This is a genomic window from Desulfobulbus alkaliphilus, assembly GCF_016918545.1.
Lineage (GTDB): Bacteria > Desulfobacterota > Desulfobulbia > Desulfobulbales > Desulfobulbaceae > Desulfobulbus > Desulfobulbus alkaliphilus.
The window spans coordinates 1-25,416 of the sequence record NZ_JAFFQC010000040.1; the positions used below are offsets into that span (position 1 = coordinate 1).

General features: G+C 53.1%; 27 protein-coding genes and 2 pseudogenes. 16 read left to right on the forward strand and 13 right to left on the reverse strand.

What is annotated here, in order from left to right; genetic code table 11:
* The 3 genes and pseudogenes from JWG43_RS20295 to JWG43_RS15455 all read right to left on the reverse strand — a co-directional run.
* The coding region (locus JWG43_RS20295) for a type II toxin-antitoxin system prevent-host-death family antitoxin (protein ID WP_205243873.1) at window positions 1-117 on the reverse strand (117 nt) is incomplete at its 3' end.
* Window positions 101-226, reverse strand: a pseudogene (locus JWG43_RS20300) (type II toxin-antitoxin system RelE family toxin); the annotation flags it as partial. The gene JWG43_RS20295 and the pseudogene JWG43_RS20300, both read right to left, overlap by 17 nt.
* A gap of 35 nt (window positions 227-261) precedes the next feature.
* Window positions 262-675, reverse strand: a complete 414-nt coding sequence (locus tag JWG43_RS15455; protein WP_205243848.1) for an IS66 family transposase — start codon at window positions 673-675, stop codon at window positions 262-264.
* Between the two features lie 206 nt (window positions 676-881).
* Between JWG43_RS15455 and JWG43_RS15460 the strand changes: the two genes are divergently transcribed.
* The 4 genes from JWG43_RS15460 to JWG43_RS15475 all read left to right on the forward strand — a co-directional run bounded on the left by JWG43_RS15460 (window position 882) and on the right by JWG43_RS15475 (window position 4,359).
* Window positions 882-1,064 (forward strand): hypothetical protein, encoded by a 183-nt coding sequence (locus tag JWG43_RS15460; protein ID WP_205243849.1) that lies wholly within the window; start codon window positions 882-884, stop codon window positions 1,062-1,064.
* 223 nt (window positions 1,065-1,287) lie between these two features.
* A complete protein-coding gene (locus JWG43_RS15465; protein ID WP_205243850.1) occupies window positions 1,288-2,163 on the forward strand; it encodes a Druantia anti-phage system protein DruA in 876 nt (291 codons plus the stop codon).
* A gap of 308 nt (window positions 2,164-2,471) precedes the next feature.
* Entirely contained in the window at window positions 2,472-3,515 is a 1,044-nt protein-coding gene (locus tag JWG43_RS15470) for a type IV toxin-antitoxin system AbiEi family antitoxin (RefSeq protein ID WP_205243851.1), read from the forward strand.
* Window positions 3,484-4,359: a nucleotidyl transferase AbiEii/AbiGii toxin family protein gene (locus tag JWG43_RS15475; RefSeq protein ID WP_205243852.1), complete on the forward strand. Its 876-nt coding sequence runs from the start codon at window positions 3,484-3,486 to the stop codon at window positions 4,357-4,359. Before JWG43_RS15470 ends, JWG43_RS15475 begins: the two co-directional genes overlap by 32 nt.
* Before the next feature lie 169 nt (window positions 4,360-4,528).
* On the opposite strand, the gene umuC is transcribed toward JWG43_RS15475, so the two are convergent.
* Together umuC and JWG43_RS15485 are read right to left on the reverse strand one after the other, a co-directional pair.
* Window positions 4,529-5,773, reverse strand: a complete 1,245-nt coding sequence (gene umuC, locus JWG43_RS15480) for a translesion error-prone DNA polymerase V subunit UmuC (protein ID WP_205243853.1) — start codon at window positions 5,771-5,773, stop codon at window positions 4,529-4,531.
* The gene (locus JWG43_RS15485) at window positions 5,773-6,213 is read right to left on the reverse strand and encodes a LexA family protein (protein WP_205243854.1); all 441 of its coding nucleotides are present in this window, start codon (window positions 6,211-6,213) and stop codon (window positions 5,773-5,775) included. Before JWG43_RS15485 ends, umuC begins: the two co-directional genes overlap by 1 nt.
* Window positions 6,214-6,516: 303 nt before the next feature.
* Between JWG43_RS15485 and JWG43_RS15490 the strand changes: the two genes are divergently transcribed.
* Window positions 6,517-6,684, forward strand: a complete 168-nt coding sequence (locus JWG43_RS15490; RefSeq protein WP_205243855.1) for a hypothetical protein — start codon at window positions 6,517-6,519, stop codon at window positions 6,682-6,684.
* A 111-nt stretch (window positions 6,685-6,795) separates the two neighbouring features.
* The gene (locus JWG43_RS20305; RefSeq protein ID WP_371925207.1) at window positions 6,796-7,056 is read left to right on the forward strand and encodes a hypothetical protein; all 261 of its coding nucleotides are present in this window, start codon (window positions 6,796-6,798) and stop codon (window positions 7,054-7,056) included.
* Window positions 7,057-7,709: 653 nt separating this feature from the next.
* On the opposite strand, the gene JWG43_RS15495 is transcribed toward JWG43_RS20305, so the two are convergent.
* A complete protein-coding gene (locus JWG43_RS15495; RefSeq protein ID WP_205243856.1) occupies window positions 7,710-8,084 on the reverse strand; it encodes a type II toxin-antitoxin system VapC family toxin in 375 nt (124 codons plus the stop codon).
* 3 nt (window positions 8,085-8,087) lie between these two features.
* Window positions 8,088-8,282 (reverse strand): type II toxin-antitoxin system VapB family antitoxin, encoded by a 195-nt coding sequence (locus tag JWG43_RS15500; RefSeq protein WP_205243857.1) that lies wholly within the window; start codon window positions 8,280-8,282, stop codon window positions 8,088-8,090.
* Between the two features lie 308 nt (window positions 8,283-8,590).
* Between JWG43_RS15500 and JWG43_RS15505 the strand changes: the two genes are divergently transcribed.
* From JWG43_RS15505 to JWG43_RS15515, 3 genes are all read left to right on the forward strand, one after another.
* Complete coding sequence (locus JWG43_RS15505) at window positions 8,591-8,956, forward strand: site-specific integrase (RefSeq protein ID WP_205243858.1); 366 nt, start codon at window positions 8,591-8,593, stop codon at window positions 8,954-8,956.
* A complete protein-coding gene (locus JWG43_RS15510; protein WP_205243859.1) occupies window positions 8,957-9,349 on the forward strand; it encodes a site-specific integrase in 393 nt (130 codons plus the stop codon).
* A gap of 276 nt (window positions 9,350-9,625) precedes the next feature.
* Window positions 9,626-10,219, forward strand: coding sequence for a sacsin N-terminal ATP-binding-like domain-containing protein (locus JWG43_RS15515; protein WP_205243860.1), 594 nt, complete (start codon window positions 9,626-9,628; stop codon window positions 10,217-10,219).
* Window positions 10,220-10,449: 230 nt separating this feature from the next.
* Here the strand turns inward: JWG43_RS15515 and JWG43_RS15520 are convergent, their stop codons facing one another.
* Window positions 10,450-11,154, reverse strand: coding sequence for an FIST N-terminal domain-containing protein (locus JWG43_RS15520; RefSeq protein ID WP_205243861.1), 705 nt, complete (start codon window positions 11,152-11,154; stop codon window positions 10,450-10,452).
* 423 nt (window positions 11,155-11,577) lie between these two features.
* On the reverse strand, window positions 11,578-11,910 hold the full coding sequence (locus tag JWG43_RS15525) for a DMT family transporter (protein WP_205243862.1): 333 nt from the start codon (window positions 11,908-11,910) through the stop codon (window positions 11,578-11,580).
* 740 nt (window positions 11,911-12,650) lie between these two features.
* Here JWG43_RS15525 and JWG43_RS15530 point away from each other — a divergent pair.
* Window positions 12,651-13,655 (forward strand): MDR family oxidoreductase, encoded by a 1,005-nt coding sequence (locus tag JWG43_RS15530; protein ID WP_205243863.1) that lies wholly within the window; start codon window positions 12,651-12,653, stop codon window positions 13,653-13,655.
* 46 nt (window positions 13,656-13,701) lie between these two features.
* Entirely contained in the window at window positions 13,702-14,157 is a 456-nt protein-coding gene (locus tag JWG43_RS15535; RefSeq protein WP_205243864.1) for a hotdog family protein, read from the forward strand.
* A gap of 171 nt (window positions 14,158-14,328) precedes the next feature.
* Here the strand turns inward: JWG43_RS15535 and JWG43_RS15540 are convergent, their stop codons facing one another.
* The 4 genes from JWG43_RS15540 to JWG43_RS15555 form a co-directional block, all read right to left on the reverse strand.
* On the reverse strand, window positions 14,329-15,969 hold the full coding sequence (locus JWG43_RS15540; protein ID WP_205243865.1) for an ABC-F family ATP-binding cassette domain-containing protein: 1,641 nt from the start codon (window positions 15,967-15,969) through the stop codon (window positions 14,329-14,331).
* A gap of 217 nt (window positions 15,970-16,186) precedes the next feature.
* Window positions 16,187-16,933, reverse strand: a complete 747-nt coding sequence (gene tsaA / locus JWG43_RS15545; RefSeq protein ID WP_205243866.1) for a tRNA (N6-threonylcarbamoyladenosine(37)-N6)-methyltransferase TrmO — start codon at window positions 16,931-16,933, stop codon at window positions 16,187-16,189.
* 125 nt (window positions 16,934-17,058) lie between these two features.
* Complete coding sequence (locus JWG43_RS15550) at window positions 17,059-18,636, reverse strand: GTPase family protein (RefSeq protein ID WP_205243867.1); 1,578 nt, start codon at window positions 18,634-18,636, stop codon at window positions 17,059-17,061.
* Window positions 18,633-19,880 carry a YcjF family protein gene (locus JWG43_RS15555; protein ID WP_205243868.1) on the reverse strand — a complete coding sequence of 416 codons (1,248 nt, stop codon included), beginning with the start codon at window positions 19,878-19,880 and terminating at the stop codon, window positions 18,633-18,635. The genes JWG43_RS15550 and JWG43_RS15555 overlap by 4 nt, the downstream gene beginning before the upstream one ends.
* Here JWG43_RS15555 and JWG43_RS15560 point away from each other — a divergent pair.
* The 5 genes and pseudogenes from JWG43_RS15560 to JWG43_RS15580 all read left to right on the forward strand — a co-directional run.
* Window positions 19,871-20,083 carry a hypothetical protein gene (locus JWG43_RS15560; RefSeq protein WP_205243869.1) on the forward strand — a complete coding sequence of 71 codons (213 nt, stop codon included), beginning with the start codon at window positions 19,871-19,873 and terminating at the stop codon, window positions 20,081-20,083. The two genes, JWG43_RS15555 and JWG43_RS15560, sit on opposite strands and share 10 nt — an antisense overlap.
* Window positions 20,084-20,683: 600 nt before the next feature.
* Window positions 20,684-21,409, forward strand: a complete 726-nt coding sequence (locus JWG43_RS15565) for an SDR family oxidoreductase (protein ID WP_205243870.1) — start codon at window positions 20,684-20,686, stop codon at window positions 21,407-21,409.
* Between the two features lie 174 nt (window positions 21,410-21,583).
* The gene (locus JWG43_RS15570; protein WP_205243871.1) at window positions 21,584-22,486 is read left to right on the forward strand and encodes an ATP-grasp domain-containing protein; all 903 of its coding nucleotides are present in this window, start codon (window positions 21,584-21,586) and stop codon (window positions 22,484-22,486) included.
* Between the two features lie 311 nt (window positions 22,487-22,797).
* Window positions 22,798-24,051: a YhjD/YihY/BrkB family envelope integrity protein gene (locus JWG43_RS15575; protein WP_205243872.1), complete on the forward strand. Its 1,254-nt coding sequence runs from the start codon at window positions 22,798-22,800 to the stop codon at window positions 24,049-24,051.
* Window positions 24,052-24,238: 187 nt separating this feature from the next.
* Window positions 24,239-25,288 (forward strand): annotated as a pseudogene (locus JWG43_RS15580) (polyphosphate:AMP phosphotransferase); the annotation flags it as partial.
* Between the last annotated feature and the right edge of the window lie 128 nt (window positions 25,289-25,416).

The window sequence follows — 25,416 nt, forward strand, 5'->3', positions numbered from 1 at the left end:
AGCCTCCTTGCCTTCGATTTGATTGTGGATTAACTCCTGGTATTCAGCCCAGGGAATGACTGCGAAGGCAGGTTTACCGTTTTGAATGATGATTTGAGGATCAGTATGTGCGCTCATCTCTTTTCTTGACCTCTTGAATCTCAACGATTTTAATCCCGTCATCAAAGTCGAACATGACTCGATAGCGGCCAACCCTCAATCGGTAGTTATACCGATAATTTTTCAGCTCTTTTAAAGTAACTGATCACGGGGTAGCGTGCCTCACGTCGCGGATCTGATCCATTCCAGGTCAGGTTGTTGTTCTTTGAAAGAAGCGTTCATTGCGTCCACGAGCACATGGAAGGAGGACTTACCCTGCAACCGGCAGGTTTGCCGGAGGGATACAATACGCTCCACCCAGCGATTGCCTTTTTCGCTGCTGGTTCCCTGGCTGCGTTTCCGCCAGAGGACAGCATAGCGCAGCATTCGTTCTCCGAAGTTGTTGGTGGGGTCAACCCCCTCCTCCAACAGGAAGGTAAAAAGCGAGCCCATTTCCTTATCGATGTGGCTGACAAGCTTCCCCGCTTCACTGTCGGCATCGATGTACAGCGCAATCAGCCGGTTCAACCGGGCATAAAATGTTCGCCACTCGGCCAGGGTCGGTGGATCCTGGTTCGGCTTTTCAAAAAAATACATCCTGCCTTACCGTAACCCAAAAAGTAATTGGGCCAAATCTCCGAATATCTAACGGGCCAGGATCAGCCATTAAAACAATACAATATCAACCAGCAAGGCAGGGCGAGCAGCATGCATTCTGTCAATATGCCAAAGTCAAAAAACAAACTGGCCTCCTCCCTCTGAGTGAGGATAGAGAGTCAAATACTTCCAATAAAGAGCGCCGCATGAAAGTTGTTTTCCAAAGTACTAATTGGAAATTAGTCCATACGATCAATCTTGAATATGAAATTTACAAAAAGGATGGCTCCTCATGGATTTTATTCACTGCGTTGCTCGCAGACAATGATGCTGTAGCTATCCAGAAGGCTGTTGAGATTCTCTCTTTTGAACATAAAAAATTATTTTAACTACTGGATCCTATTTTAAATCACCCAACCGAGGTGGATTCGCAATAGCGGACACCATATACATGTCAGCAGTTTTTTTCCCGATGATGTATTTGAAAGTGGTCTTGATTTTCTTACCGAATTTACAGAATGATTGAGATGGATACTGGTAACCGTTCACCACCTTCCTACCCACTGAAAAAAAAGCGTGCGTTCGCGGAAAAGTTCGGTTATGTATTCGTGCATGACCGCAATCCTGACCTATCGAAATCGCACCATTACCCAAGACGATATCGCCTTCATTAAGAAGGTCATCGCCGAGTATTCCGCCGAAGGCCGCACGGCTATCTCCCGGCGGATTTGTCATGCCTGGGATTGGCGGCAAGCCAATGGCCAACTCAAGGACATGGTTTGCCGAAGTCTTCTCCTTATCCTTGAGCGACAGCACTATATCGTCCTCCCGCCCAGAATCAAAGACAACAACAATGTTGGTCGCAGGGCATGTGCCCAGTATGCGATCGAGACCAACCAAGAACCGATCACCGGCCAGGTCAAGGAGCTGATGCCCATCGAGCTGCGTCAGGTCCGGAGAACACCCGAGGAACGGTTATGCAACAGCCTCATCCAGCACCATCATTATCTCGGTTATGCCCGCCCGGTGGGAGAGCACCTCAAGTACCTGGCCTTTGCCGGTGACAGGGTACTGGCCTGTCTTATTTTCTCCTCCGCTCCGTACGCCATGACCTGTCGCGACACCTTCATCGGCTGGACTCCGGAAGCGCGGGAGAGAAACCGCCACCTGCTCGCCTACAACACCAGATTTCTCATCCTGCCCTGGGTCAAGGTGCCGCATCTGGCCTCGCACCTGCTGGGCCTTGCCGCCAGGTCTCTCTCCAGCGATTGGCAACAGCTCTACAACCATCCCATCTTCTGGATTGAAACCTTCATCGACACCGAACGATTCGCCGGCACCTGTTACCGGGCCGCCAACTGGATCAAGCTCGGCCTGACCCATGGGCGGGGGAAATATAATAAAACCCAGCAACAGCTCACCTCGATCAAGGCCATGTATGGCTATCCCTTATCTCGCGACTTCCGCAAAAGGCTCTGTCATGGATAGGGCAGGAGCCCCCTGTGAAAATATCAGCCACGATACTTGAGGGGGGCTCCTTTACCATCCCGCAAATATCTTGCACATTCTTCACAGATTATCCATCATTTATACTGATCAGGCTCATTTCAGATTCTCGACCGGCACTCCTTTGGTCGCTTTCTCGGTTTGTACATCAGTTAGAAGGTTCCGGACGCCACCACCATTCTTACAACGCTTACGGTCTGCAGACGGAAAATTCATCGAAAATGTTTAGTGATAGCATTCTCCGTACGGGAATTTGACTTCTGTTCATTTTTCCTGTATGTTCAAAAATAATGAACACTGGCAACAATGAACATAATCGTGAAGGCGGTATAGCTATCCTCCGCCAAGCGATGGAAGCTTTGGCAGAGTTGGTCCGTCTCGAATATGTGGTGGAGCCGATTTGCAATTATGGCGAAGGGCAATACGATTGTATCATCCGAGTCAAAATAGTCGAGATGGAACTCCGTTGGTGTGTTGAAGTTAAAAACCGGCTCACCAAAGCGATTGAACTCCAAGCACTGCTCTGGAAGGACAACGCAAAACATCCTCTTCTATTGGCAACAAAATACGTTCCTCCTCAGGCAGCGGTTAGGTTGAAAGAAAACGGCATTCAATTCGTCGATACAGTCGGAAACGCTTTCATCGATCAGCCACCGCTGTTCATTTTCGTTAAGGGCAACAGGCCGACAAGAGACGAAACCATCGCTCCCGTAGCTCGTCTCTTCAAAGGTGTCGGCTTGAAGATCGTGTATCTTTTACTATGGCGACCGGAACTTGCGGACTGGCCGTATCGGGAACTTGCCGAAACGGCAGGTGTCGCCTTGGGAACAGTAAACGCTACGGTGACGGAACTGATCAAGAAAGGCTTCATTCTCAACATGGGAAAAAATGGAAAGAAGCTCTTGGACAGGAAGGCTCTCTTCGAACGCTGGGTTGCGGCGTATCCCGACAATCTCAAGCCGAAGCTATTATTAGGACGATTCCGAGGCGATGCTGACTGGTGGAAGGACGTTGAGTTGAATCCTGATTGCGCCCAGTGGGGCGGGGAGGTAGCCGCTGCTAAACTGACCGGATACCTAAAACCTGGTACTGTCACTCTGTATGCGGACAGGAAGCGTCTGGCCGATTTGGTAATCGCCAACAGGCTAAAAAAAGATCCGCATGGTAACGTGGAAATAGTCGAACGATTCTGGCCTCTAGGAAAAGGTTTTGGAGAAGGTGACACCGTTCACCCGATCCTGGTCTACGCTGATCTGGTCGAGCTAGGCGAGCAACGAACCATGGAAACCGCACGGATGATCTATGAGCAGCATCTCGATAGACATTTCGGGTAGTATTGAACCTGAAAGGGTGGCCGTTCTCACGAGCATCCGAGAAGTGGGTCAAGAAGTCGGTGTACATTTCATAGCGGTGGGAGCTTTTGCTCGTGATGTGATTTTCGAGCATATTCATCGTATTCCAGCACCTCGATTGACTGAAGACATTGATATTGGTGTTGAGGTTGCGAGTTGGAAAGAATTCCAACGACTGACAAGCATCTTGATCGAACGCGGACTCTTCGCAGCGACAGGCTTACCGCATCGATTCACCGGCGTAGCCAGTGCTGCCATTGTCGATATCGTACCATATGGTGGGATAAGCGATGAGATGAAACAGATCAGTTGGCCACCTGACCATGACATCATCATGTGCATGCTCGGCTTTGAGGAAGCGTATCAATCGGCCTTGAAGGTTCGTATCAGCAGCGAGCCGTTGTTGGAGATTCTGGTTCCTTCAATACCGGCTTTGGCTCTTATGAAAATCATCTCCTGGGATGACGCGTACCCGAAACGTGAGCGCGATGCCCATGATCTCCTTTTCATCCTGGAAAACTATAACGCGACCGGAATTGAGGATAAACTGTACGAGACTCACGACCCGTTGCTCATTGAGGAGGATTTCGATTCCCGGCTTGCTTCAATTCGGGTCCTTGGGCGAGACATCGCTCGATTGGGTAGCCCGGAGACGATAAAGAGGTTAGAGGAAATCCTGACCCGTGAGACCAACGAAAACCAAGGCGTCAGAATGCTCGCTGATATGGCTAAGGGTACCATGATCCGAGGAACCAAGTTTGAGACCGCTTTGCAACTCCTGGAAAAGCTATTGCAAGGAATTCAAGAGAACAAACCAAAGTCGTGAACTGCTAAAAGTGTTCAAGGAATAAATTTACTTTTGAATACAATGCATAAATTGGTCCTGGCAACCGCTATAGCTAACAGGTCAACACTTTTCCAATCAATCTTTCCCGCATACCACATAATACAAAGCACCCGCCACCCACAAGCCGATACCCTCGCCCACGTGATCATCACCGAACCAGCGGAATATCCTGCCAGCGGGTTGTGTATGCCGGTGAAAGACGTTCGCGTCTCATGGCCCATTGTTGGTGTATGCCCGTCGTTGCCAGTTTGATTGTGCCGACCGTATTGTTGATCCGGTCAATCGCGGCCATGATCTGGCTATTGTCCCTGACAGGCTTTGCAAAAAGGGTAATTTGCCGCCGGGTCGAGGGGGAAAAATCACCGAGCATGACCCCGGCTTTATTGTATGCGTAGCCCTCGCGCCAAATCTGCTGCAGAAGACGTTGGGCGAGACGACAAAACTGAAAACTATCGTTGGTGTGATCCGGCAAGCTCCCGTGGGCGCAATTGGCATAGCCGGGCGTATGCTTTATGAACGGGTTTGTTTGGATGAAGACGCTGATTGCTCGTGCATATTGTCCTTCTTTGCGTAGCTTGCTGCACGCCCGCTCGGTAAACTCGCTGATCGCCTGGCGCATATCACCCATTTCGATAATGCGTTGCCCGAAGGATCGCGAGGTGACAATCTGCTTTTTGGGCGATGGGACCTGCTCCAGGTCCAGGCAGGATATACCCTGCAGCTCCGAGACAGTCCTGGCCAGCACCACGTTGAACTGACGTCGAATGTTGTGAACGTCACCTTGACAGAGATCCAGTGCCGTATGGATCCCCAAGCCATTGAGCTTCCGGGTCAGCTTCCGGCCAACCCCCCAAACTGTATCAACCGGCGTCAGACTCATCAGTTTGCGCTGCCGTTGTCTATCCGTCAAAACAACCACGCCGCCCGTCGCTGCATATTTCTTGGCCCCATTATTGGCCAGCTTGGCGAGTGTTTTTGTCGGGGCAATGCCGACGGCCACGGTGATCCCTGTCCATTGCCGGATGGTCGTGCGCAGGGCCAGGCCAAAGGCGTGGAGATCACGAATGCCGCACACATCGAGAAAAGCTTCATCAATGGAATAGATTTCAACCGCCGGGGCAAGGGAGGCGAGAATACGCATCACCCGATGTGACATATCGGCATAAAGCGTGTAATTGGAAGAGAAGATTTCGATGCCATGCCGATCAATTTCCTCTTTGATCTGGAAGGCGGGAACGCCCATTTTAATGCCAAGGGCCTTGGCTTCGGCTGACCTGGCAACGACACAGCCGTCGTTGTTGGAGAGCACCACGACAGGCTTGCCGCGCAGCGATGGGCGAAAGAGGGTCTCGCAGGTGGCGTAGAAGTTGTTGCAGTCAACCAGGGCAAACATTACTTGAACACCCTGACCAACCCCTTCACCCTGCCGAATATCTCAAAATCATCATGCTCGTTCAGTTCGATGGGTTGGTATTTCTCGTTGTGCGCAATGAGGCGCAGCTTGGGATAGAGTGACAGTTGCTTAACGGTCATTTCACCGTTGACCATGGCAATGACAATGGAACCGTCACTGGCCTCCTCGGAGCGATCAACGGAGAGTATATCGCCATGATGAATGCCGGCGTCGATCATCGAATCACCGTCCACCCGCACAAAAAAAGTAGCGGGCGGGTTGGTGACCAACAATTCGTTCAGATCTAAAGCGCGGTCAATGTAATCGTCCGCCGGCGAGGGAAAACCGGCGGAAACCCCTGTCTCCACCAGAGGGATGGGCTGAATAATGAAATCGCCCGGATAGCCGACAAAGGCAACGTTCGCTGCGTGGTGGTTCATGATGGCTCCAGAAAAATGAGTGACCCGGGGCAAATTTTACCCCATCCCCATGATACCGTCAACGACCCCGATTTTCCATTCGCTCTCTGTCTTTCGCCATGAGATAATTATTTTCCGGTGGGTCGCTATTTGTCCCACCACCCATGGTATGGTGGAACCAGGCCAATCTCCACAAACTCTTGCATCAGAAGGAAAACATCATGAAAAAGGAGTATAGTGATATCACCGTCGTGCTCGATAGGTCCGGTTCTGTCTGACCGGGTGTACAACATCCCCTTTCCATCAACTCATACACGGAGCACCATGCATCAACCAATAGAACACTGCTACTGGGTCGTTCCGGGTCGTTTCCTTGCCGGGGAGTATCCCCGGACACGCAACGAGGCCGCTTCTGTGGAGAAGATCAACGCCCTCATCCAGGCTGGTGTTACCACGTTCATTGACCTGACACGCAGCTGCAGGAAGAGATAAAGGAGATGAACCAGGCGGTGACCGACCTGAAAGCCTGTCGGAAAGCAACGCCGCGACACGTGGAGTTTGCCGATCTGCCCCCGCACGGAGGACCGTTTTCGGATGCTGGGCATGCAGGGGAAATACTTCATCGATACGGTCAAACTCATCGCCTACCGTTCCGAGACCGCAATGGTCAACATCGTGCGCCGGACGATGCGCCGTCACGACGATGCGTCGCCTGCACTCTTCCCTGCCGCAACACAGGCTGAACCGCTTCTGATATTCTTCCGGAAGATCCTTCGGTCCACCTCGGGGTTTACGGAGATAGGGGGCGTAATACAAAGGCCCCTGACAATAAGGGCAACCGGCTTGCCGACATGTCTCGGCTAAATCCTGGTCGATTCGGAAGAGTACTTGAAAAAAACTGACGTCGCGAAGAAGATGCTGGTAGCATTGTTCCTGCCCGTTGTAGAGGTTAGGGCAGGAGCTCCCTGTGAAAATATCAGCCACGATACTTAAGGGGCTCCTTTACCATCCCGCAAATATCTTGCACATTTTTCACAGATTATCCATCACTTATACTGATCAGGCTCACTAACTTTTTCCTGATTTTATCAGCTCGACGCGCAACCCTGTCGGCTAAATCTTCCCGCTGGCTCCCATAGACCAGACGGTAACAGTGACGACAGGCGAATACCTCGCCCGAATAGAGGATCGCTACCCGCCTCCCACACCCCGCAACCGGACAACGAAACCAGGCCCGTTTTCCGCCGAAATGACAGGTCGTCCATTCAACAGGTACAGGGTACTGCGTATCCTGCCAATCACCTCCTCCTGTCCTGCATCGATATGAAAATATCACCGACTCAGTTGTCGTCCTGAGGTTAATACAGTGCAGTCAGCACCGAGATCATGGCGGCGCAGCCGCCATAATCGCGAACACCTGCGGCTTGCCCGCAGAATATTTTGGTTGGAATCAAGGAATCTACCGGGGCCTGTGCTGAATGTCTTCCCGTATCTTGCCGAGTTCGATTGGTGTGAATCTACAAATGGTCAGCCCCTGAATATGAAACGCCCAGTTCTATTGCTGCTTCATTGAGACGTCGATCATACGTCCAAAGGACAACATTGCCTATAATGACAGAAGCTAATAGATGAATATCCACGTATCCAAGGCCTCTCCCCATGAGCGAATTGTTTTCGATGAACTCTAAGACTTCTGTAACCTCAACAACAGGTGATGAAGGAAGTGCCTGGAGCAATATTAAAATTTCTGCTCGATTGCCTAAGTTACCACAGGCCAGCTCTCCGATAATAAATGGATGGCATGCAACAAAACCGACATTCAATTGAGAAATGAGCTCAGCATCGGATTCTCGAAAATGCTTGATCCAAACATTTGTGTCGGCAAGAATCATTTTTTAAAACTCCGATCTTCGTCGCCTTGGCATCCGGATTTTTTTCTCGCTTCCCCCAAGCGCAGCCAAACGTTTACTGCTCTCCAGGCTGATCAAGGTTTCAAGCCCTTTACGAACTAAAGATGTTTTTTCTTTTATCCCGGTAAGCTTGGATGCTCTCTCAACCAGATCATCTTCAATATTTAATGTTGTTCTCATGTCTGCCCCCCCCCAATTTATGCCTGAATGATACATATAAATATGCATCATTTAGATGAACAATGCAAGAGATTCACAGAGAGTCAACGCGAACGAGACTAGAGCGTGAAAGAAAAGATCTTAAATTAAAAACATAGCAGACATAGATATCCCCGCTTTCCTGTACACTGGGCAGCGTGGACATGAAAAGCGAACGTGGGATTTTACAGCCTGGTTCTCACCTACTCGACACCCGACAGCGAACGTAAAGGGGTCAGAAGCTTTTTTTCGCTCCGGAAAGACCAAAAGAGAGCAGTTCTACGCTCTGTTTGCCGTCGCCGGACACCGATTTCACCATGCCGTTGTGCACCCTGAATCAACTGAAACGCTTCTTCAAATGGCTGTCCCGAGAGCCGGGCTATAAGTCTCGTATTCAGTACTCCGATGCGGAGTATTTTAATCTGTCAGACAAGGACACCAGAATTGCCACCGCCAAGCGGCACCAGAAAGCCCCGACCATAGAGCAGGTCAGGCATGTTATTAGTACCATGCCTGTTGATACTGAGATTGAAAGGAGCAACCGCGCCCTGATTGCTTGCACCTTGCTGACAGGCGCATGGGACAGCGCCATTGCCTCAATGAAGCTGAAACACATTGGTCTTATGGCTAGGTGTGTCAATCAGGATGCCCGCTAGGTGCAGACGAAATTCAGCAAAACCTTAACCACCTATTTCTTCCCAGTGGGGAAAGAGATACATGAAATTGTGACAGAGTGGGTGGCCTATCTCCGGGATGAAAAATTATGGGGAAATGATGACCCGCTCTTTCCGGCAACCCGTATCGAGGTTGGAGCCTCCCGTCATTTTGAAGCCGCCGGGCTGGATCGGAAACACTGGAGCAATGCCTCCCCTATTCGCAAAATTTTCAAAAATGCCTTTATCGATGCCGGTCTGGATTATTCCAACCCGCACAGCTTCAGAAATACCTTTGTAAGGTTTGGTGAACAGGTCTGCAAGAACCCGGAACAGTTCAAGGCATGGAGCCAGAATCTGGGCCATGAAAAAGTTTTGACAACCTTTTTGAGCTAGGTGCATTTTACTCTCAAAATCAGTCCTGAGAAAATTATACAAGAAATCTTGGTCTCTCCATTTGCTTGTGATTGTTTTTTTAAATCAGTTCAACAAGAGATGAAACAATACAACATGGATGAGCGGGTGAAATGGTCCGATCTGAAATTTGTTCCCGGAGAGTCATAAATGGAAACAAATGTATGGCATGAATTCGAGCGGCGGTTCGCACAGTGAAAAAAGGCGGCCGATACAGCACCAGCGGTTTAGTGGAGGACCGCTTCCAACCTGGATCTCATGGATGCCGGTTCCAACAGTGGTGGTTCCGGAGGAGGCTCTGGTACGGGCGACGGTGGGGATGGCTTTGATGGGGGGAACAATAACGATACCATCACGCTCGATTTTGGATTGTCCGCAGGAATCCCCTCTGCTGAGCATCCCCTCCTCAAAGGGCCAGCCCTCTACTTCATCAATAACGGTAACTTCAAGGATGAAGATAATACGACCATCCTGTCCTTTGGCCTCAACCGTAAAGCCGCTGAGCAGGGGGCGATCGGCAAATTCGGCCTTGGCATGAAGAGCGTATTTCACTTCTGTGAAGCCTTTTTCTATTTGGCTCAGAACCGGGAGAAACAATATTCGGAGATTCTCAATCCCTGGTCAGGCCCCAAGGAATTTACTTCCCACCATGCGGATTGGGACGACTTCTCATCCGTGGATAGTGACTTGATCAAAGCGCATCTTCGCGATGTGATGGACGCCATGGACATGACGCGTGGCACCTTTTTCCTGCTCTGGCTGCCCTTGCGGAAAAAAGAGCATCTGCGGACGCAAAACGGGAAAGCTGTCGGCAGCATTATCAACGTATTTCCCGGCGATAGATACACCTGAACTCTTAACCTTTTTACACGAAGCCAAGCTCGCCCAGCGCATTGCCTCACTCATGCCGCTGCTTCGGCGGATCACCCAAGTACGATTCTGGGATGGAGCCACCACTCCCGTATTTGAGGTGACACTCGATTCACGTTCTCAGCGAATCAGTCGGGATCTGGAGCAGGCACGAACCGGCAGAGAGATGGTGGGGGCTGCCATTTATACCCGCCGGGAACAGCAAAAGAGCTTTACTGCAGCTGGCCACTGTGCGCCTCCACCAATTGGCGATACACTTCGAATGCCGGCTGCCAGTCAAGAGAACGAATAACGTTGCGATCAGCCTCGGTAACTTTCATGCTGCCGCTGATTGGCTGCCAGCCATGTGCCACGCCCACCCCACAGCCCATGGGCAACCGCACAACCAAGGCTGCATCCGCAATCAATCCGTCGGGCGTGATCAAGCAGGGCTTCTGGGCAAACGACAAGGAGCCGGCTCCGCCTCCGATAAAATTTCGCTCCAGACCGAAACAATCAAAAAGCGATTCCACCAAGGCTGAAATCCGTTTGCTGAGGCCATCGACGAAAACGATCAGGGAGCTTGCGCTGGAGTCCGCATGCTCCGCCCACCGCTCGGCCCAGGGCTCAAGCAATGCGGTGTAATTCTTGCTCAGGTTGCTCAGGCCAGCGATGCAGACAGGTTCGGGTCGTCGGGGCAGGCCGATCACCAGTGTTCCCTTTTCCTCATTGCGGCCTTTGTAAATGATCTGGGGGAAAATACCGCCAAAAACCGGTTTAGGGAGCGCCTTCAGAACAGGGTCCAATAATGCCGGTGTCCAGGCATTGGCGTCACAGGCCAGCACCATTAAACCCTCAACCTCTGGATCTGTCGTGAGACTTGCCGCAAGCCGTTCAAAATGTTCCAGCTCGCCTTGGGCTTCATACAATACGCGCATTATCTTCTCCTGAGCCGGGCTTTGACCGTCACGCACGTTCCCCCATTAGCGGTCTCAAAACCAAGACCTCTCTCCCATGTTTCATTGTCCTGGATCCGTGAGCAAAAAGATACATCCAAAACAAGATCCAGCCGTTACGGATTCAGGATTGTATCACTGTTATCAATTATGGCGGATCAAAGAACATACGTCAAGCGTAGCTGTGGGTGCTGTTCAGGCAGGATTGTGAAGAATTCAGAGCGTGGGGGCAGGATTCCGAGACAATGTCGCAGAAAATATGTTGGCAAAAAATGATTGCAAAGGCAAGGGGCAGTCGTATGCCTTTGTTTTGCGGTTTGACTGCGTCACCGAACTGTTCGGGCTGGAGTGAGGTCAAGGTCTGCCGCCTATCGCGGACCAGTCCAGTTCGGCAATGTGTTAAATTTACTGGGAAACCGACTTGGAAAATACATTAATAACAACAACACCAGCCACGATGAGCAGTAGGCCGATTATTGCGGGAATATCCAGCGTCTGTCCCAAGATGAGCCATGAAATCAGCGCTATCAGCGCAATGCCCGCACCTGCCCAAATCGCGTAAGCCACACCAACAGGAATAGTCTTGAGCGTCAGGGATAGAAAGAAGAAGGCCGCTCCATATCCGGCGACAACTATCAACGATGGCCACAACCGAGAAAAGCCATCCGATGCCTTGAGAGCAGAAGTCGCAACCACCTCGCTGATGATGGCAACTGATAGAAAGATCCATTGCTGCATTCGTATTCCTGAATCCGTGAGCGTTCGTCCGTGCGTCAGCTTTGTTGTTCGTGACCGTTCGATTAAAGTAGACTTTATCGGACGGTTACGGGCAATGAAGATGGCGTGCGGACGGATGCCCCGAAGGGCGGCTGGTGAAAGTTATTGGCAAGGGTTTATTTGCAATTATAACATGATTAAAAAAAGATATATCCAAAACAAGCGCCCAGCCGTAACGGATTCAGGGTATTATCCTTGACTCTGCATTACGATACCCAAAATCTGAGCTAGGCCGCGGTGCGCATCGCTCCGCTGTCTCGAAACCGTTTGTGTACACCCGGAATGGGCGTGCTTTTATGAGGTTCAATCTCCCTGTATGTACCCCTTTTGCTGCCATAGCAACACGAACATAAAAATTTGCCAAAAGCAAGATTCCCTGCCGGTCCAGCCCATTATTGCTGCGCAAGGATGATGTGATAGAGGCCGTCGGGAGGATGAATGCGGGATGTGCGCGTCATGAGACGTTTTATTGAATGGACTATCTTGCCGTCTTCCAGGCCTGACCCCTTCATTCTCTTCATTCTCCGAATCCGTGAACTGTTCCCCGTGCTCCCGGATTAAATGATGGAGCGGGAGCGATAACCCTGGCGGTTCCAAGGCTTTTCTTGAGCATTTTTTGTTAAACAACGATCAGTTCTGGTGTAAATACATGATGGCTGAGGAGAGAAAACAAATATCCCTACCCAAAAGGAGCGCGCACAATGACAAGGAACGACACTTTCAAGGCTCTTGTGGTTGAGAAAGGAGAGAAGGAACTGGTTGCATCCCTGAAACAGTTGACAGTTGCGGACCTGCCCGACGAAGATGTGTTGATTCAGGTCGATTATTCAACCCTGAATTATAAAGAGGGCTTGGGATTTGCAAACCGCAACAAAATATTTCGTATCTTTCCAATCGTGCCGGGTGTTGATTTGGCGGGAACAGTGGTTGAATCACAATCTCCTGCATTCAACCCGGGCGAAAAAGTCATTCTCAATGGCTGGAGTGTTGGCGAGCGATACTGGGGTGGATATGCGCAGATGGCCAGGATCAGATCCGATTTTCTGGTTCACCTTCCCCAGGGTATGGATACGAAAAAGGCCATGTACATCGGTACAGCCGGCTACACAGCCATGCTTATGGTCATGACCCTGGAGGAAGCCGGTGTGACCCCAGGCAGCGGTCCGATCCTTGTTACCGGCGCCACCGGCGGGGTGGGCGGCAACGCCGTGGCGATTCTCAATAAACTTGGATACGAGGTGACAGCGCTCACCCGCTCTCAGCAACCCTCCATTCATGAGTATCTGAAAACAATCGGTGCCAAGGAGATTGCCTGCGGGGAAGAGTGGACCAAGCCTCCAGCACCGCTGGAAAGCCAGAAATGGGCAGGAGCCATTGATAATGTCGGCAGTACAGTGCTTGCAAGAATTCTGGCGGAAATGAAATATGGTGGTTGTGTGGCGGCTTGCGGACTTGCGGCCGGTTATGATCTGCCGACAACAGTCATGCCCTTTATTCTGCGAGGGGTGAGCCTCAGGGGAGTTGATTCGGTGAGTTGTCCGACACCGAGGAGAATAGCGGCCTGGGAGCGTTTAGTCACCGATATCGCGGATGAAGCTCTGGAAACCATCAATACCGTCATACCGTTGGCAGAGGTGCCCCGATACGCCAGGGAACTCCTGGCGGGGAATGTCACAGGTCATATTGTGGTCGATGTAAACGCTTGAAAAATTGAGCGAATCTGTAACTTCTTTCAACAAGAGGAGAAAACGAATGGGTACAATAGCAGCAGGAACCAAGATTCCGTGTCGTGTCGGCAGGACCCTTGATAAGGGGGATTTTTCCATTCTGCATCAACTCACCTGGTTCAACATGGCGGTTCACAGCAATGCTGAATATGCCAGGAACACCTGGTTCAAGGAGCGCTCACTGGCAGGCCCCATTATTTTCACCGTGGTTGATGGACTGATTCATCATGCGGACACGATTTCTGAACTGCTTGCCCGGGATGGCTATGAAATTTATGCCTACATCGGCGTGGACAATATGAAAATTACCTCTCCGGTTCTGTTTGGCGACACGCTCCGCGCCGATGCCGAAGTCGTGGACCTTCGTCCTACCAAGAATCCAGAACGGTTCCTTTTTATTTACCGGAACAAAGGGTTTAATCAGCGTGATCAAAAGGTGATTGAATACCAGACTACCATGATGGTGACCAAGATAGGCTGATAACTGCTCTCGAGCAGCGATTTGTGAAGGTACTGTCATTGCAGGACCTTTTCGACCGACCTGCCCCTGAATATATCCGTTACGGGCTTTTCTCGCGGATCGTTTTCCGGGGGCAGGCTTGTGGCCGCAACCCATCTCCTCCTTTTTCTGTAAGTCAGCAAGGAGCTTCCTTCATGCCTCGCCCGGAAGGACCGCGGGGGTACTTTGTTCCAGGTAATAATCGTAGTTACCCTCGAAGATGCGCATCTGGCCGTGGTCGATCTCAAAGACTCGGTTCACCAGGGAACGGAGGAACCAGCGGTCATGGCTGACCATGATCAGGGTGCCGGTAAATTGTTGCAATGCCGCAAGCAGCACCTCCCGTGACTGGATGTCGAGGTGGTTGGTGGGTTCGTCGAGGATGAGGAAATTGAGCGGTCGTGCCAGCAGGATGGCAAGCACCACCCGGCTTTTTTCTCCGCCTGAAAGGATTTTAATCTTTTTATCGACATCGTCGCCCTGGAACAGGAAAGCGGCACAGAGGTTGCGGACCACGCCGATATTGACCTGGGGCATGGCCGCCTGCACGGTTTCGGCCACCGTCCTATCACCGTCGAGCAGATCCATGGAGTTTTGACTGAAATAACCGGTCATAATGTTCGCTCCGATCGTTACCGTGCCGGTGGTTGGCTTGGTCTGACCGGCCAGAACCTTGAGCAGAGTTGATTTTCCGGCTCCATTGCGGCCGGTGAGGGCGATTTTTTCCTGTCGGCGGATCATGCCCGTAAGGCCGCTGAACACCTGGCAGGTTGTACCGTCGGGCTGCAGCCAGACCTTGCCGAGGCCGTCCAGGCGGGCGACGTCGTCGCCACTGCGGGGCGGCTCGGTAAATTCGAATTTGATAACCCGTTGCTCCGGCGGGAGTTCGATCCGTTCGATCTTCTCCAGCTTCTTGATCCGTGACTGCACCTGGGCGGCATGGGAAACCCGTGCCCCGAAGCGGGCAATGAAGTCCTCCTCCTTGGCCAGCATCTCCTGCTGGCGCCGGTGACTGGCCAGCAACTGTTCGCGCCGGATGTCCCGCTCGCGCAGATAAAAATCATAATTGCCGCTGTAGGTTGTCACGCTCTGATTGGCGACTTCGATAATCCGGCTGACGACCCGGTTCATGAATTCGCGGTCATGACAAGTCATCAGCAAGGCACCTTTGAAATCATTCACCAGCCATCCTTCCAGCCAGACAATGGATTCGACGTCGAGATGGTTGGTCGGTTCGTCAAGGAGGAGAACATCCGGGTTGAGGATGAGGATGCCTGCCAGGGCGATGCGCATTTTCCAGCCGCCGCTGAAGGATTCGACTGGAAAATTCCAGCGGTCGGCACCAATACCAAGGCCGGTGAGCACTGCCTGGGCACGGTTTTCCAGGTCATAGCCACCCCGGTGCTCGAATTCCTCGGTGGCGTTGCCGTAGCGTTCAAGCAGGGCCGCCAGCTCATCGTCTTCCATCGGGTTGGCCATGGAGGCTTCCATTTCCCGAATCTGCTCGCCCAGGGCGGTGACCTCGCCAGCCGCGGCCATAGCCTCGGCCAGGGCCGAACGGCCGCGCATCTCACCTGCTTCCTGGGAAAAATAGCCAATGACCGTGTGTTTGGAGCAGGAGACCTCACCTTTGTCCGACTCCTCCTGGCCGGTGATCAGACGAAAAATGGTCGTCTTGCCGGCCCCGTTGGGCCCAACCAGGCCGGAGCGGGTGGCAGGGAGAATTTGCATGGAGGCGTTGCGGAACAAAACTCGGGAACCGTGTTGTTTGCTGATATTGGTCAGGTGGATCATGGAAACTCACAGAACAAGGGGCGAAGGAAACTGAGGCGCGAGAGGATGCGCCGCAGAAAAAAACAGCAAAATAGCCGGGAAGGGCAGGGTGTGCAAGAGAGAAGCGGTCTTGAGTGAATTGGGGCACTCTTTGCGCATGAGCAACTCCAGCATGGTCATCCGTGCGGCTGGGCGGGTGAATGTGTGTACGAAGAATAACCCGAGGGGACGGGAACAATCACCATTCCTTTTCTTCCTGGCAGGTCTCAATATGCACCACCGTACATCCGCCGGGAGTGACCCTCCAGCGGATATTGACATCCCATAGCCGCATGCCGAATATTTCCTTGTCCCGGGACTTCTGGCCGGCCGGCCTCGGGTCGAGGCCGATCAACTCTCGAATCAATCGTTCCAGCCGTCTCCCTGTTCTTTGTTCATATTGTTGACAAAAGGATCGACATTGCGGTTCCAGTTCGACGGTCATCGCCGGAGTTTCGGCGGTGGCATAGCCGCCGGTGGCCGAGATCAGGCTGTCGCTGTAGGGGAGATAGGGTTTGATGTCGATCACCGGGGTGCCGTCAAGAAGATCGATTCCGGAGAGATCGAGGATCGCGGAATGATCAACAAAGCGGACCGCTTCCAGTCGGACCACCGACAGGCCGAGGTGATTGGGGCGGTGAGGTGATCGGCAGGCGAACACACCGACCCGCTGCCTGCCACCCAGCCAGGGCGGTCTTACCGTGGGACGCCAGCCCTCGGCAATGGATTCGTGAAAAACAAAATGAAGCCAGATGTGAGAGAAGGTTTCCAGGCCGCGAACCATCTCTTTGCGGTTAAACGGTGGGAAGATTTCCAGGCTGGCGGTGGCCGCGGTGATCATGCCCGGTTGCCTGGGAATGCCGAACTTCTCTTTGAAGCAGGAGCGGATTGTACCGATGATCTCAACCTGATGCGATGGTATCCCGGCGGAATGGCTTGGCTTCATTTTGGTTCCACGGTGTAACTGCTGCCGTTTGGAAAAGACAGGCGGCTTGTTGGGTATCACTCATTGGATAACTCAACACCTTCGGCCATATCGTCAAAACGATGCAGCCGCTGAATAGGTGATGCTTACCTGAGGATCGAGCCGAGCATCCTGCCCGTTGTCTTCAACTGCTGCTTGACGTTTCCCCAGAATTCTTCTCCCTTTCGCGCCTCCAGGCAGCGCAGAAAGCGCGCCTTTTCGCTTTCATCCTGAAGTTCCAGAATCACCGCGGCCAGGGTATCTTCCACGTTGTAGAGGCGACCCTGGGCCAGGCAGACCGGAATGGTCAGGTCCAGAGGAATGTTCAGGTCCCGGGACACGGTTTGCACCGCCTCGGCAATGGAAGCGGCTTTAGGGTCGTCGGGGTTGCTCAGGTCATAAGGTGGCTGCCACTCCCTGACCGGCCGCAACTGGTCGATGTACGTCAATACGACCACCAGCGGCGGCAGGCTGCGCGAAGGATGTTCGGCATACCAGGTGCGGATCCGGTCCAGTTGTTCGCGATCTGGCTGGCGATCGGCCCGGTTGGCCGCTGCAACCCACAGGATCAGGTCTGCATCGAGTACGGCCCGGCGCAGGGCCTTAAGGGGCAGTAAATCGGTGTCGCATCCGGGGGCATCCAGAATCAAGGCCTGGTCCCGGCCGTCCCGCTCCAGGCGATAAGCTCTCATGGCTTGCGTGGTTCCGGGCAGGGCATCGGTGACGACCTGAAGCCTGCCGAACAGTGCGTTGATCAGACTGGATTTGCCCACATTGGCTCGTCCCAGAATTAAAATGCGCAGTGGTTCGGAAGTGGAGGAGAGGTCGCTTTGCTCCACGGTCCTGTTGATGTCCTGTCGGCTGGCGCTGGTGACAAACGCTACAGGATCCGCGTCGCTCAGCAGCAGTTTTTCACTGTAGAGTTCAATGGCGTAGAAACCAACCTTACGGACGTATTCCCGCAGCAGCCAGGCCTTGACGTTGTCCAGGCCGTATCCGGCGATGCTGTTGCCCAGATTGCGACGCACTTCATGGAACAGAGCTGAATAGGGCGAGAATACGGCCCGGCCCAGCCGGTAGAGTTTTTCATACTCCTGGGCCATTTCCCGCCAGCGATTGATTCGCAACAGAAAGCCCATGGTCAGTTGGTGGCTGAAGGGAATGGTGCGCACGATGTCGGCGCGCAGCTCACGACTTGCCCGTTCAATAATCAACAGGGCATGCGGAATGGTCAGCTCCAACAGAGGTTTTTCCGCCTCGGGCTTGTAGTGGCGGGCGACCACTTCCAGGGTGTCCCTACCCAGCTGGGCGATGCGCTGGACGTCGGTGGTGTTCCAGTCCTTGGGTGAGGTCCGCTGAGCAAATTCTTCCACCTTATCCCAGCAGGCACCGTCACGAGGAGACCAATTGGGGTCGGCTGAGGTGGCATGCGGTTCTACCCGACGTGATTTTCCGGCCTGTAAGGAACCGGTCCGGGAACGTTCGAGAAGAGATCCGAGCAGGTGCAGGGCATAGCCGCTGACAGCGCAGATTCCCATTGCTGTCAGCCACAAAGTCCGATGGTCGGACAGCCAGATCCAGATTGTTCCGAGAATAGGGAGGACCAGCAGAGGCAAGGCCGCAAGGAGCATGGCCAAAAGGCGGAGCACCCCGAATCCTCGCAGCAGGGCGATTTTACTGATCATGATCCGCTCTTTTGCCTGATTGTCCGGATCAATTCCCGACCACGATGCAAGGCCTCGGTAAAGGCTTTCCTGAGGTCCTCCGCTGTTAAGGGACGCCCCTGGGCCACGTGTTCCAGGTAGAGACAGGCCGCCTTGCCCAGAGCGAAGGTCAGCGCCGCGCCACTGGCCGCACCGTAGGCCGCACCCCCGGTCTGGCCCAGGACGGGTATCAACTTGATGGCGCTTCGTCCGGCCAGGCGCAACCCGTATCCGGTGATGATGCCCGGACCCAGCAGAGCGGAAAAATCGGCGATACGCTGCTTATCCCAGTGGACGTTTGCCATGTCTCCCAGCGTACGGAGCATTTTCATCTGCAGGGCCGGCAGTGCCGCGAGATCCACCAGGGGAATGGCCCCCAGTGCCGCGGAAGCCAGGGTGTAGCCGACGATCTGCTGGTGAACAGCTTGGGAGAATGGGGTAAACTGGTCGGCCCGACCCGCTCGCCCGGTTTCATCCCGCAGCCGCTTGTCCAGGTCGACCTGGGATGCTTGCTGGATCGCCGTCCAGAGAGCGTCCAGACCGTAATCCTCTGGGCGGAGGTTGTCCTCGGATAGCGTCAGGTCCACCGGGATCCAGAACACAGGCCCCATTCCAGGCAGAGGACCGAGCTGGTTACGCTGGAAGAGCAGTGCCCTGGTCAGGTCCGAGGGAGCGCGTCCCTCCCAGCCGGGTTCACCAAAAGGGTAGGGGAGGATATGCTCGAAATCCGCGGGATAGCACTCGTGCAGACAGGTCTGAGCCACGATAATTGGCCAATCCGGTCGGCGTCTGCGCACAGCCCGCAGGACGTCGAACACCGTGCTTTGAAGGGTGTCGGAGACCTTGATAACGGCAATGATCAGCTGGGCCTGGGCTTCACAAAAAGCCAGGTCCTCGGTGGGGTCGTAGTCCACCTCGCCGAGCCCCTGGGTGTCAAGGAAGCGAACCACCGGCGCCTCGGCCGGGTGGTCGTAGAAGCGGGCGGTCCGGGTACAGCTCTGGAAGCCGTTACCGATCACCGCGTCCTGACTGCCGGTGAGGGAGCGGATGATGGACGTCTTCCCGGACTGGGTCTTGCCCAGCAGCCAGACCACCGGCGGAGGTTGAACCGCCCTGGCTTGGCGCAGGATTTCATCCAGGGCACCGTTGGGCTCGCTTGCGAAGTCTTTTTCGGTAGCGGACCCTCCGGTTGCCCGGCGTAGTTTGGTCAGCAGGTTTGCGAACATCGAATATCTGTCCTGTGGTGTCCGACCAGCATGGTCATGGAGGCAAGGGAAAAAAAGAAAAAGGGTCTGTGCTGATTCTTGATGATACGTTCACTTTCGACCGGGACACGGGCGGCGAGGAAATCCATCTGGAAAACCGGGAAGACCGGAGCATCAAGGGGAAAGGAACAACGCAACCGATCACGGGGTTGGTAACCGCATGATGTATCACGTTCCTGTATTGAAAGCGATCACAGCCGCCCCAGATTTGTGCAGACGTGACTGACGGCTCTAGCCCCACTATGCGGGCAATTGCGTCCGTGCAAAGATGGGGAGCCTGTGATGCTTACGGAAAAACAGGTGCGGTTGTTTTGATGGTTACGTATAATCATAAAATATGCGTAAAAAACCTGGATCGAGCAGATGCGGTATGCGGAGTTCTTGTCAATCTGGTTGCCGGGATGTGACTTGTACTCTTTCTTCGATGGACAATGTGGTCTTGGCAGCTGGGAGAGCTGAGAACGATGCAATAAAATGGAGCGGTTTTTTTCATCGATTCAATCTTCCCATACTATAACGACCAGTTAAAATAAATCTATCCTCTTTTTGCTGGTGGTCTTTTCTCTTCAGGCGTCCGTGAGCAAGAGAATCCGTCCGGGAGAAGTTGTTTCCGTACGCGATCTCAGGCAGCCATCCTTGCACGGTCATGACCGCCCGCATGGTGGGGGGTGCTTGGTGGGGCAGCGCGTTGTGGATAAATCCCGGACGCGGCAAGACAGACAGAGGTACATCCCGTGAATGGTAACAAGAAAGAAGAGAGAGCCGTGGGCAGGCCAAAAGTCGCTGTTGTCACTGGTGGAGCACGGGGAATCGGCAAGGCCATCTGTGAAGCGTTTGCTGCCCAGGGAACTGTTGTCTGTACCATCGATGTGCTCGAGAACAGCTATTTTGTCGGAGACATCGCGGAAGAAGAGGTGCTGAAGGCGTTTGCCGCCAAGGTCATTGCCGAATTCGGCGCAATTGATTTTTTGATCAATAACGCCTGCCTTTCACGGGGAGGATTGAACAGCTGCACCTATGATGATTTTAACTACGTGTTCCGTGTTGGAGTTGCGGCGCCGTTTCTGCTGACCCAACTGTTCATGGATCATTTCAACAGGCCGGCAAGCATCGTCAATATTTCCTCCACCCGCCATGCAATGAGTCAGGCCGATACGGAAAGTTATACGGCGGCCAAAGGCGGCATCACCGCTCTGACACATGCGATGGCTGTCACTCTTGCCGGAAAAGCGCGGGTGAATTCAATTTCTCCGGGCTGGATCGATACCACGGGGAAACAATTTGCAGGTTCAGATACGAGGCAGCATCCGGTTGGCCGGGTAGGGGAGCCGGCTGACATTGTCCATGCTGTCATGTTTCTCTGTGACCAGAGAAGCAATTTTATCACAGGGCAGGACATCATTGTGGATGGCGGGATGACCAAATTGATGATCTATCATGATGATTGTGGTTGGAAATATGACGACGAGCCTGACAGTTCACACCCTTGACGACCAAGGCAAGGCTCTGAATCCGTCTGCGAAGGACCTGAATCCGTGAGCGTTTTATCCAAAACATGAACGTCGCCGTCACGGATTCAGGAAGGAGGCTCTTGTAAGAGTTCAGCCGTCACGGATTCAGGGGAATGTTCAACGACACAATGCACTCCAGGGGACAAGGCAGGTATGAAAACTGATGTGGCACTCCTGACGGAACGCAGATATGTCACTGCTCCAGCTCCCGCGGGTGACTGGTATCTTGAAAACATCTTACGCGACGATCAGTTGCTGCAAACAGCTCTCTATCAACTTGGACTTTCCTCGGCACGAGTTGACTGGAGTGATCCTGACGAGGACTGGTCCAGATTTGGATGTGCTGTCTTCCGTACGACCTGGGATTATTTCAACCGCTTCCAGGAATTCACCGCCTGGCTTGGTCGTGTACAGTCGTTGACGCGCCTGCGCAACGAGCCAGCCCTCATCAGGTGGAACATGGACAAGCACTATCTGGCCGATCTTAAAGCGCTGGGTATTGCCGTGGTGCCGTCGCTTTTTGTTGAGCAGGGATCTCAGGTCGGGTTACCGGAATTGCTCGATCAGGCCGGTTGGCACGATGCTGTCATCAAGCCATGCGTGTCGGGAGGAGCCCGGCATACGTACCGCGTTGGCCGGGAGAATGCCGAGCAGGTCGATGCTGTCGTCCAGAGATTACTCACTTCGGAATCGCTCATTCTCCAACCGTTCCAGCAGGCAATTGTTGAGCGGGGTGAGGATTCGCTGATGCTCTTCAACGGACGATTCTCCCATGCTGTCCGAAAAGTGGCCAAACCCGGAGACTTCCGGGTGCAAGACGACCATGGTGGTTCCGTGTATGCCTCTTGCCCGACACCTTCACAGATTGAACTGGCGGAAGGTGCGATGGCTGCTTGTGATCCAATGCCGGTATATGGACGCGTGGATATGCTTCAAGACCAGCAGGGTCATTGGATGGTTATGGAGATTGAAATAATCGAACCGGAATTGTGGTTGCGATATCATCCACCAGCAGCAACGGCTCTGGCGCAGGCGATTGCTGAATCATTGTCCTGAATCCGTGAGCGTTCGTCCGTGCGTCAGCTTCGTTGTTCGTGACCGTTCGATTAAAGTACACTTTATCGGACGGTTACGGGCAATGAAAATGGCGTGCGGACGGGTGCCCCGAAGGGCGGTGAATGAAAGATATTGCCAAGAATTCCGCTGCAATTATACAATGATTACAGGGGTATATACCCAAAACGAGAGTCCGGCCGTCACGGATTCAGGATTGTGAGAAAAACGGGATGGATCGAGGCCGGAGGAAAAGGAACATATTAACGCTTCAATTCCCCTTGCATCTCCTGGAGGACGGGTTGAGCTGGTTTATGCAGACCAGTTACGGTACCGTCCTCCAGTTTCTCAATAACCAGCTTTCCAGCCACGCGGCCGCAGCGGCCTACTACTTCCTCTTGTCCATCGCACCCCTGGTCCTGGTGGTCGTTTCGATCCTGAACACTTCGCTGGTCAACTATCCGGAGCTGACAGCGGAACTGTTCGCATTCCTTGTCGAATTCAATGAGGAGCTGAACGAGGATTTTTTTCGGCGGATCGGGATATTGGAGACGCAGGCCGCGGTCAGCGGATTAGGGTTGCTGGGGGTGCTCTGGACAAGCCGTTTGATTATCAGCTCAATTCAGAGCGCCTTCGGAGCCATCTTTCCCAGTGATCGTTCGAGAAATATCATCTGGAGCAATGTGCTTTCGCTGGTTCTGGTGCCTGGAGTCCTGACGTTGCTGCTTCTTTCAACCTTGACCAACGTGATCCTGCGTTTCCTGCACGGCAAGCTGGAGGAGTATTTTTGGCTGATCCAGATCTATGATCTCCTGCTGTCGCTCTCTGGTTTTTTTGTACCTCTGGCTCTGGTTTTTGCCTTGATTTTCATCTGTTATCGATTCTTGCCTCTCTCCAAGCCAAAGACCTGGCACGCCGTCCTGGGTGCCGGACTGTGTACCCTGTCAATTCATGGGTTGAAACTGGTCTTTTTGAAGTATGCTTCTCTGGCTTCCTACAACTATGTGTACGGTTCTCTGGGGGTAGTGATCTTTTTGTTGCTCTGGGTTTATCTTGTTTTCCTGTTATTTTTCCTGTTCGCCCAGCTCGTGGAAGTGGCCGGCCGGGTGGACATCCTCGCGCTTGATCGGATCATTGCTCCGCGGAAGAGTTCCAGCGGCATGAGTGAGCGGCTGGAAAACAGACTCTTTGGTTCTTCCCGACGAATTTTCTCTAAATACTCACTTTCCGTACCGGCCGGAGACATTATTTATCGCGATGGTGATCAGGAAAAGGACATCTATTACCTGCATTCCGGTAAGGTTGAACTCTTGGCTGAGGCGGCTCAGCTCCATCCCAGGCATTTGGCCGTCATCGAACCGGGACATTTTTTCGGGGAAACCGCTTATCTGTTGAACCAGCAGCGAATATCGACGGCTCGCGCCATGGAAGCTTCCGAACTCTTTCTCATTTCTCCAGAACTCTTTGAAGGCCTCCTGACCCATAGCCCTGCTGTGTCCCGAAAAATCATCAGCTCCCTGGTGGTGCGCCTGAAACAGAAGGTAACCGACACGGGACTGAACCAGTAATCGGACCAGTCCATTGGACCGGCATATCATGAGTCGTGAACATAAACAGGCTGCGCTTCCTTTTTGCAGCAGACGTATCTGAATTGATTGTACTACCGAGGAAAGAGTTCCGCTGGGGAAAATGAATGAGATAATGCGAAGATGAAAAAATGTTTCCTTGTACAGATCCCGTCAAAAGAGAAAGTCCATGTTTGAATCCGCCGAATTGGGGCACAAGATCAAGAAATCGGTGTACGAAAAAGAAGTTCCTTCCCTGCGTGAAGCTCTGCTCGATGTGCAGTTGGAATTGGCGGAATCGGCTGCTTTTCCGGTGGTCATCCTGGTTGGTGGCCTGGACGGTGCCGGCCGAGGGGCCACCGTCAACCTGCTCAATGAATGGATGGATCCCCGTCATATCCAGACCCACGGTATGGGAGAACCCTCGGACGAGGAATTGGACCGTCCCATGATGTGGCGTTTCTGGAGGGCGTTACCACCCAAAGGGAATATCGGTGTCTTTCTCGGCTCCTGGTACACCTGGCCGATCCTCAACCGGGTCAGAGGCCGCACCGATGATGCCGATCTCGAGCAAAGTATGGAACGGGCCAAACGACTGGAAAAGATGCTGGTGGACGAGGGGGCCCTGCTGATCAAATTCTGGTTCCATCTCTCCAAAGAGAAGCAAGGAAAACGACTCAAGACCCTGGCCAAAAATCCTCTGACTCGCTGGAAAGTCACCGAGCGTGACTGGAAACACTTCAAAGTCTATGACAAATTTCGAGCCGTCCATGAAATTGTCATCCGGCATACGAGCACTGCCGAAGCGCCCTGGTTGATTGTGGAGGGGGAAGATGCCCGATACCGCAACCTGACGGTGGGCAGGGTCATTCTCAAGGCCATTCGTGACCGGATGGCACTGGAAAGTGAGGCAGCACCCAAGGTGCTTGCTCCGCCACTGCTCCCTCCCAGTGATGAACTGCACCTGCTCAATAGCCTCGACATGGACCAGTCGCTCAACAAGGCATCCTATAAAACCAAGCTGACCAAATATCAGGGACAGCTCAATCTATTGACCCGTCATCCCAAGTTCAAGTATATGTCGGTGATCGCGGTTTTTGAGGGCAACGACGCCGCCGGCAAGGGAGGCTGTATTCGGCGGATCACCGGCGCCCTTGATGCCCGGATGTACCAGGTGATCCCCATCGCCGCCCCCAGTGAGGAGGAGCGTGCTCAGCCGTATTTGTGGCGGTTTTGGCGGCTGTAGATTGTCACACCGTATTACCTGAAATCTAGTCGAAATTCTCAAGTAACAGTACCCTTGTGAGAAGGGTCCAACCGCAGGAAATGAGAAAAAGTGGGCAGGCTCGGCGCGGGGGGTAGGGAGGT

Excerpts from the sequence above, each read along its gene's own strand:
- JWG43_RS15455 (WP_205243848.1), bottom strand. The coding sequence starts at position 675 with ATGTATTTTTTTGAAAAGCCGAACCAGGATCCACCGACCCTGGCCGAG.
- JWG43_RS15460 (WP_205243849.1), top strand. The coding sequence starts at position 882 with ATGAAAGTTGTTTTCCAAAGTACTAATTGGAAATTAGTCCATACGATC.
- JWG43_RS15465 (WP_205243850.1), top strand. The coding sequence starts at position 1,288 with ATGACCGCAATCCTGACCTATCGAAATCGCACCATTACCCAAGACGAT.
- JWG43_RS15470 (WP_205243851.1), top strand. The coding sequence starts at position 2,472 with ATGAACACTGGCAACAATGAACATAATCGTGAAGGCGGTATAGCTATC.
- JWG43_RS15475 (WP_205243852.1), top strand. The coding sequence starts at position 3,484 with ATGAGCAGCATCTCGATAGACATTTCGGGTAGTATTGAACCTGAAAGG.
- umuC (WP_205243853.1), bottom strand. The coding sequence starts at position 5,773 with ATGTTTGCCCTGGTTGACTGCAACAACTTCTACGCCACCTGCGAGACC.
- JWG43_RS15485 (WP_205243854.1), bottom strand. The coding sequence starts at position 6,213 with ATGAACCACCACGCAGCGAACGTTGCCTTTGTCGGCTATCCGGGCGAT.
- JWG43_RS15490 (WP_205243855.1), top strand. The coding sequence starts at position 6,517 with ATGCATCAACCAATAGAACACTGCTACTGGGTCGTTCCGGGTCGTTTC.
- JWG43_RS20305 (WP_371925207.1), top strand. The coding sequence starts at position 6,796 with ATGCAGGGGAAATACTTCATCGATACGGTCAAACTCATCGCCTACCGT.
- JWG43_RS15495 (WP_205243856.1), bottom strand. The coding sequence starts at position 8,084 with ATGATTCTTGCCGACACAAATGTTTGGATCAAGCATTTTCGAGAATCC.
- JWG43_RS15500 (WP_205243857.1), bottom strand. The coding sequence starts at position 8,282 with ATGAGAACAACATTAAATATTGAAGATGATCTGGTTGAGAGAGCATCC.
- JWG43_RS15515 (WP_205243860.1), top strand. The coding sequence starts at position 9,626 with ATGGATGCCGGTTCCAACAGTGGTGGTTCCGGAGGAGGCTCTGGTACG.
- JWG43_RS15520 (WP_205243861.1), bottom strand. The coding sequence starts at position 11,154 with ATGCGCGTATTGTATGAAGCCCAAGGCGAGCTGGAACATTTTGAACGG.
- JWG43_RS15525 (WP_205243862.1), bottom strand. The coding sequence starts at position 11,910 with ATGCAGCAATGGATCTTTCTATCAGTTGCCATCATCAGCGAGGTGGTT.
- JWG43_RS15530 (WP_205243863.1), top strand. The coding sequence starts at position 12,651 with ATGACAAGGAACGACACTTTCAAGGCTCTTGTGGTTGAGAAAGGAGAG.
- JWG43_RS15535 (WP_205243864.1), top strand. The coding sequence starts at position 13,702 with ATGGGTACAATAGCAGCAGGAACCAAGATTCCGTGTCGTGTCGGCAGG.
- JWG43_RS15540 (WP_205243865.1), bottom strand. The coding sequence starts at position 15,969 with ATGATCCACCTGACCAATATCAGCAAACAACACGGTTCCCGAGTTTTG.
- tsaA (WP_205243866.1), bottom strand. The coding sequence starts at position 16,933 with ATGAAGCCAAGCCATTCCGCCGGGATACCATCGCATCAGGTTGAGATC.
- JWG43_RS15550 (WP_205243867.1), bottom strand. The coding sequence starts at position 18,636 with ATGATCAGTAAAATCGCCCTGCTGCGAGGATTCGGGGTGCTCCGCCTT.
- JWG43_RS15555 (WP_205243868.1), bottom strand. The coding sequence starts at position 19,880 with ATGTTCGCAAACCTGCTGACCAAACTACGCCGGGCAACCGGAGGGTCC.
- JWG43_RS15570 (WP_205243871.1), top strand. The coding sequence starts at position 21,584 with ATGAAAACTGATGTGGCACTCCTGACGGAACGCAGATATGTCACTGCT.
- JWG43_RS15575 (WP_205243872.1), top strand. The coding sequence starts at position 22,798 with ATGCAGACCAGTTACGGTACCGTCCTCCAGTTTCTCAATAACCAGCTT.